Here is a 5886-nt window from a genome sequence, read left to right as displayed (position 1 = left end):
TAATAAAATTTATATAAGTTAAGCTTTTGAATAAATCACTAAAAGAGTATAAAAAGACAGGTAAATTCTTAATTATAAATTTACCTGTCTTTTTAATTATATATTAAATTTAAAATGCCTCATTAGGAGTTACTATGAGATAAATATCATAATCATTATTTATTTAACATGATAAAAATACTGATTTATCTATAGGCTTAACTTCTCCATATATTAAAAAATAAGACTAGAAAAACTCTAGTCTTATTTTTACTAATTTATAATTATTGTAGTTGTATCTAGCACATTATCATATATCCACTGAGCATTTTCTACTGCCAATCTAATACATCCATGACTTAAAGCCATACCCAATCTGGCATCTGTTATTTCTGTACCTTCTGCATTGAATAATATTGAGTGATAATAATAACTACCTCTAATTCTAGTTGCATATTTTACCCTATATACATCAGAACCAAAGTATGGCTTTCTTCCACTTACATAATAAGTTCCTGTAATAGTTGGTGTACTTGGTTTTCCAACCGTACATTCCCACTTATATAATTGTTTCCAACTTCCATTGCTAGCTTTTTCAAAAACATAAGTAAGCTTATTTTCCAAATCAGTAGTAATAAGATTTGTTGTTGGGCTTTTTATTCTATTATCATTAACAAACCTTGTCATATCTGTATAAAAATATTCAAAATCATATCCTTCTGGCGGATTACCATCGTCAGATAAGAAATAATTAAAAATATACCCTTCTTGGTCATTGTACATTACATGACTCCAATCACCATTTTCAGATAAAACTTGTACTCTTGATTTTGCAGGTAATACAGTTACTGGATTTGATTCAGAAGATGGATAAGATCTTAAAGTTACATCTGTCCATGTGTATTTTGTCTTAGATAAATACTCATTATATACATATCCCCTTTGACCATTATATACGACTTCATACCAATCTTCTTCTCCATCAATAACCTGTACCTTTGATCCAGCAGGAATCACTGTTATTATATTTGAAGATGTTGATTTTTCTTCCCTCAAGTTAACATTCGCTAATGTATATTTATATGCAGCTTCTTCAGCCTGTCTTTTAAATTTTCTCATACACCCACCCCTAAAAAGTATTTTACAATATTTTATGATATATATATTTATTTGTGTAAGTATTTTTTAGATATATATTTAGCGTAATCCCTCATTTGAACTGTACTAATATTTTCAAGAGGCACACTTGTAACAACCTCTTTGAAAATAACTACTTCTAAGTCAGGTAAATAATCTTTTATAGCTTGTGCCAATGGCATTCCATTTTCAAATATTTCAAATGTATGAGAATTTCCACATATAAAATTAAGCCCTAGTTCATTTGCTTTTTCTATAAGTTGATGAGGTGAGAATACACGACTAAAACTTACTAAAACAGTATCAATATTAGGAAACTTCAAAACTAATTCTTCCAAGTGGCTCGGAGTGAATCCCGTATGAGGAAATATATGAATTAAATTTTTTACACTACTATTTTCATTCCCTAGTAATATTTCTCCCCTCAAACATAAACTATTTTTTTCATTATTATTTGACAAACACATGTGTGAATTTAAACCCATAAGATAATTAAGTCTATTTAAAATATCTCCAAGAGTTTTTATTTCAGGAAGAGTTTCTCCAACATATACAACATTTCCAGGAATATTACTATAAGAAAAGTTACTATAATATGGTACATGTCCATGTATCCAGGACATACCTGGATGTAACCCATGTAGTGCTTCATGTAATTCAAATAGAGATATATTATATAAATTTAAATAATCTTTTAATAATAATCCTCCAGAGTTACAAGCATCTGCCACAGGATGATGCGTTATAATTGCATCTACTTTTGTAGCTGCAGCTAGTTCTATATCATGCTCTGATAACGTCATAACAACAGCTATTTTTTTCACTTCCATATCTAGATTTCCACAAATTAATCCAGGTAGTTCTGTAATAGCTTTCCCTGGTATATTTGAAGATTTAGTAACTATATAAGGATTTTTATTTGTGGAAAAATCTTCGCTATTCTTTAGACATCTTCCCTTTGTAATATCATCTAATACATCAAGAATATCTCTAGCTAATACCATTTTATTCTCCTTTTCTTATTTTTTAATTTTCTTATTCTTATATATGTTTTATTTCGCTCATATATAATATATTTTCTATAAAATGAAAATGGATTACCAATGTTGGTAATCCATTTTTTAATAAAATTTCAATTCTTTTATATGTGTATATATTAAATAACATATTTATTAATAATTTTATTTTGAGAATACAGTATTTCCTTGTTTAATAGTTTCTAAAACTTGTATACTACTTATCTCATCACTTGGTACTTCAAGTGGGTTTTTATCTAATATAACTAAGTCAGCATATTTACCTACTTCTAAACTACCTTTTACATCTTCTTCAAAGTATTGATATGCACCATTTATAGTAACTGCTTTTATAGCTTCCATAACTGGTATTCTTTGATCTTCACCTAATACTCTACCACCTTGAGTTTTTCTATTAACTGCATTTTGAATAGCAAGTATTTGATTAGGCATTTTTACAGGTGGATCTTGATGTAGAGTAAAGTTCATACCTCTTTTTAAAGCTGAATTAGCTGGAGATATTCTTTCTGCTCTTTCTGGTCCAAGTACTGATTCATAGTGATAATCTCCCCAGAACCATATGTGATCTAAGAAGAAAGTTGGAAGTATACCTAATTCTTTCATTTTATCTAATTGATCTTCTCTAACTGTTTGAGCATGAACCATAACCGGTCTTAACTCTTTTTTATTTCCAGTTAACTCTAAAGCTTTTTCATAACATCTTATGAATTGATCTGCTGCTGCATCCCCATTTGTATGTACATTAACTTGTATATTTCTTTCTATACAACCTTTAAAATACTCTATTACTTCTTCATCTTCTTGTGTTCCATATCCACAATAATCCTCTGGTTGCCCCTCTGGAACTATATGATAAGGTTTAGTTAACCAAGCTGTTTTACCTTGTGGAGAACCATCTAACCATGTCTTCCCACCTAGTAATTTATAATGATTGAAGTATTCTCTATTTGGAGTTCCTTCATCCTTTAATAAGTCAAATGTTACATGTTGAACAGCAAATCCAACTATATCTAATTTTAATACATTAGCATTAGCAGCTCCTAGTAATAATTGATTCATTCCAGCATCAACACTAGCATCCTGAGTAGTTGTTATACCATATCCTGCATATATACTTTGAGCTTGTGATATAGCATTCATTAATGTTTCAAAAGATGGTGTTGGTATACATTTTTTGATTTCTGGATCTAAACATGCATTTTCTTCTAATACACCATTTGGCTCTTTTGAATCTGGTGAAACCGTTCTTACAACTCCACCTTCTGGGACTTTATAGTCATCTCCAACATATCCCATTAATTCTAAAGCTTTTGAATTAGTAACTGCTAAATGTCCTGATGCATGACTTATGTACATTGGTATTTCACTAGATACTGAGTCTAAATCAAATTTAGTTGGATGTTCTCCATTTTCAAATTTAGTATTATCGTATCCAAATCCAATTAACCATTCGCCATCTTTTGGTGGGTTATTTTCTACTCTCTCTTTTACTATACTTACTAATTCTTCTTTTGTATTACACTCACTAAAGTTTATTATCATTAAAGTTTGTGCTATAGCAACTAGATGACCATGAGGATCTATAAATCCTGGAAGAATCGTTTTTCCTTGTAAGTCAACTCTCTCTGCATCCTTATCAAGCGATAATATTTCTTCATCACTTCCTAATGCTTTTATTATCCCATTTTCAATTAACATAGCTTGTACAATAGACTCATTTTTATCTACTGTTATTATGCTTCCATTATAATATACTGTTTTTTTCATCTGTCAAATCTCCTTATTTAGGAATACTTTTATATAAAAGTAATTTAATAAATTTGTTATAACTATAATGCCACTTATCGATAATAATTTCTATGTAATATCATACATATTTTTTTATGCATATGCACAATTGATATTTTTTAAAAAATATGTATAATATTAAGATTATATTTATAATAAATATTTGATCATAAGAGCTATATAAATTTTACTTCTATCCCCTATATCACTTAAATTTATATCTAAAATTTGTTCAATTTTATTTATCTTATAATTCATAGTGTTTCTATGTATATATAGTGTATTCGCCGTCTCTATTATACTACAGTTATTTTCAAAATAATTTATAAGTATTTCTACATAATCAGTATTATTTACTTTATCATAAAATGCTAAATCCCCCAATGTTTTATCATAAAAACTTTTCATTTTATCTTTATCATAAAGATCTAAAAGTAACTTATATAAACCAACTTCATTATATTTTAAATGAGCATTATTATTTCTTAATAGTCTATTTATTTTAGATATTTTTTTAGCTTCTTTATAACCTTGATGTAAGTTTTGTAAATTGTTACTTTGATTTTCCATTGCTATGTAAAAATTAGCATTGTTGAATTCTTTGACCATCTTTTTATAAATATTTTTAAGTATGCTTTCTATTTCTTGTTCATTCTTATTATAAAATATAATTATAATTGACTGGCCAGCACTTAAACAAAAGAAATTATTTCTTATATAAGCTAATTCTTCTTCTATAAAATTAATCATTTGTGAAGTATGTTCTTCCACTCTATAAACATTAATATCTTTAGACTCCAATTCCATCAGGGTTACTATATATCTCCATTCATTTTTAAATCCTACTTTATTAAGTCTAGGCATATATAATTCGCTATGTTCATGAAGAAAAATAGCATCTTTCAGAGCATTTGATATTTCTATATATGTTTTTTCTGATTCTATTATATTTATTGTTAAACTTCTCATTGTATCTGACATTTCCATACCCCAAGGAACTGTAAATAAAGGAAAATTGCTATTATCACAGTAATCTATTACTTTGTCACTTATATTTTCTATATATTTTCCAATAAACACTATTAGGCCACTTGCATCTCGCTCATTAGCTTTCTTTACTAGTTTAAGTAAGTCTTCATCATTTTTCATTGCTAATCCCGTTGTAAAAACTAATTCTTTCCCTTGTATAAAATCTACTATTTCCTCATTTTCTGCTATATGAGTCCATTTAACTTGATTTTTTAATCCCTTCTCTCCTGCTATTAAATTTACACCATACTCCATTACTTCGTGATATAAATACTTTAAGCTAACTGACATTTTATACTCCTTCCATTTACATAAGATTTATATTAATTAAAATAAATCCTCATTTAAACTATTCATTGTAATATTTTATGATACTCTCCAATTTTTAGTCAACAATAACAAAGAGATGAGCTATAAAACTCATCTCTTTTAAGTTAAATTTAATTATCAATTTTTATTACTATACATTGAGAGTTATTTTATGCTATTACCTTTTTCGTTCCTTCAGCATAAAACATATCTTTATCAAAGTCATTTTCACTATTGGCTACTATTAGAGTACACACATTATCCCCCATTACATTTACAGTTGTTCTAAACATATCTACAATTCTTTCAACACCCATTATTAAACCAATTCCTTCTAACGGAAGATTTACTGATGTAAGCACCATAGATAACATTATCATACCTACCCCTGGTACACCTGCAGTACCTATTGATGCTAATGTGGCTGTTAAAACTATTGTAATCATTTGATTCATTTCTAAATCAATTCCATATATTTGGGCTATAAATAAAGCTGCAACGCCTTGCATTATAGCAGTACCATCCATGTTTATAGTTGCTCCCATAGGAATTGTAAATGACCTTGTTGTTTTTCCAACTCCTAATTCTTCTAATATCTCCATACTTG

General features: G+C 28.2%; 5 protein-coding genes. All 5 read right to left on the bottom strand.

Going from position 1 to position 5886, the window contains the following annotated elements:
* Positions 1-252 precede the first annotated feature (252 nt).
* A complete protein-coding gene (locus J7G74_RS14365) occupies positions 253-1098 on the bottom strand; it encodes a L,D-transpeptidase family protein (protein WP_297136583.1) in 846 nt (281 codons plus the stop codon).
* Between the two features lie 47 nt (positions 1099-1145).
* Positions 1146-2120, bottom strand: coding sequence for a Nif3-like dinuclear metal center hexameric protein (locus J7G74_RS14360; protein WP_297136582.1), 975 nt, complete (start codon positions 2118-2120; stop codon positions 1146-1148).
* A 177-nt stretch (positions 2121-2297) separates the two neighbouring features.
* The gene (locus tag J7G74_RS14355) at positions 2298-3920 is read right to left on the bottom strand and encodes an amidohydrolase (protein WP_297136580.1); all 1623 of its coding nucleotides are present in this window, start codon (positions 3918-3920) and stop codon (positions 2298-2300) included.
* Positions 3921-4091: 171 nt separating this feature from the next.
* Positions 4092-5261 carry a PucR family transcriptional regulator gene (locus J7G74_RS14350; protein ID WP_297136579.1) on the bottom strand — a complete coding sequence of 390 codons (1170 nt, stop codon included), beginning with the start codon at positions 5259-5261 and terminating at the stop codon, positions 4092-4094.
* A 188-nt stretch (positions 5262-5449) separates the two neighbouring features.
* Positions 5450-5886: dicarboxylate/amino acid:cation symporter (locus tag J7G74_RS14345; RefSeq protein WP_297136578.1), on the bottom strand; the 437-nt coding region annotated here is incomplete at its 5' end.

Origin of the sequence: Terrisporobacter sp. (assembly GCF_017888745.1) — a bacterium.
Lineage (GTDB): Bacteria > Bacillota > Clostridia > Peptostreptococcales > Peptostreptococcaceae > Terrisporobacter.
The sequence above is the reverse complement of the archived record's forward strand: the minus strand, read 5'-3'. Positions and strand labels throughout refer to the sequence as shown.

Bases quoted from the DNA above. Each gene is read 5' to 3' on its own strand.
- J7G74_RS14365 (WP_297136583.1), bottom strand. From the start codon at position 1,098: ATGAGAAAATTTAAAAGACAGGCTGAAGAAGCTGCATATAAATATACA.
- J7G74_RS14355 (WP_297136580.1), bottom strand. From the start codon at position 3,920: ATGAAAAAAACAGTATATTATAATGGAAGCATAATAACAGTAGATAAA.
- J7G74_RS14360 (WP_297136582.1), bottom strand. From the start codon at position 2,120: ATGGTATTAGCTAGAGATATTCTTGATGTATTAGATGATATTACAAAG.
- J7G74_RS14350 (WP_297136579.1), bottom strand. From the start codon at position 5,261: ATGTCAGTTAGCTTAAAGTATTTATATCACGAAGTAATGGAGTATGGT.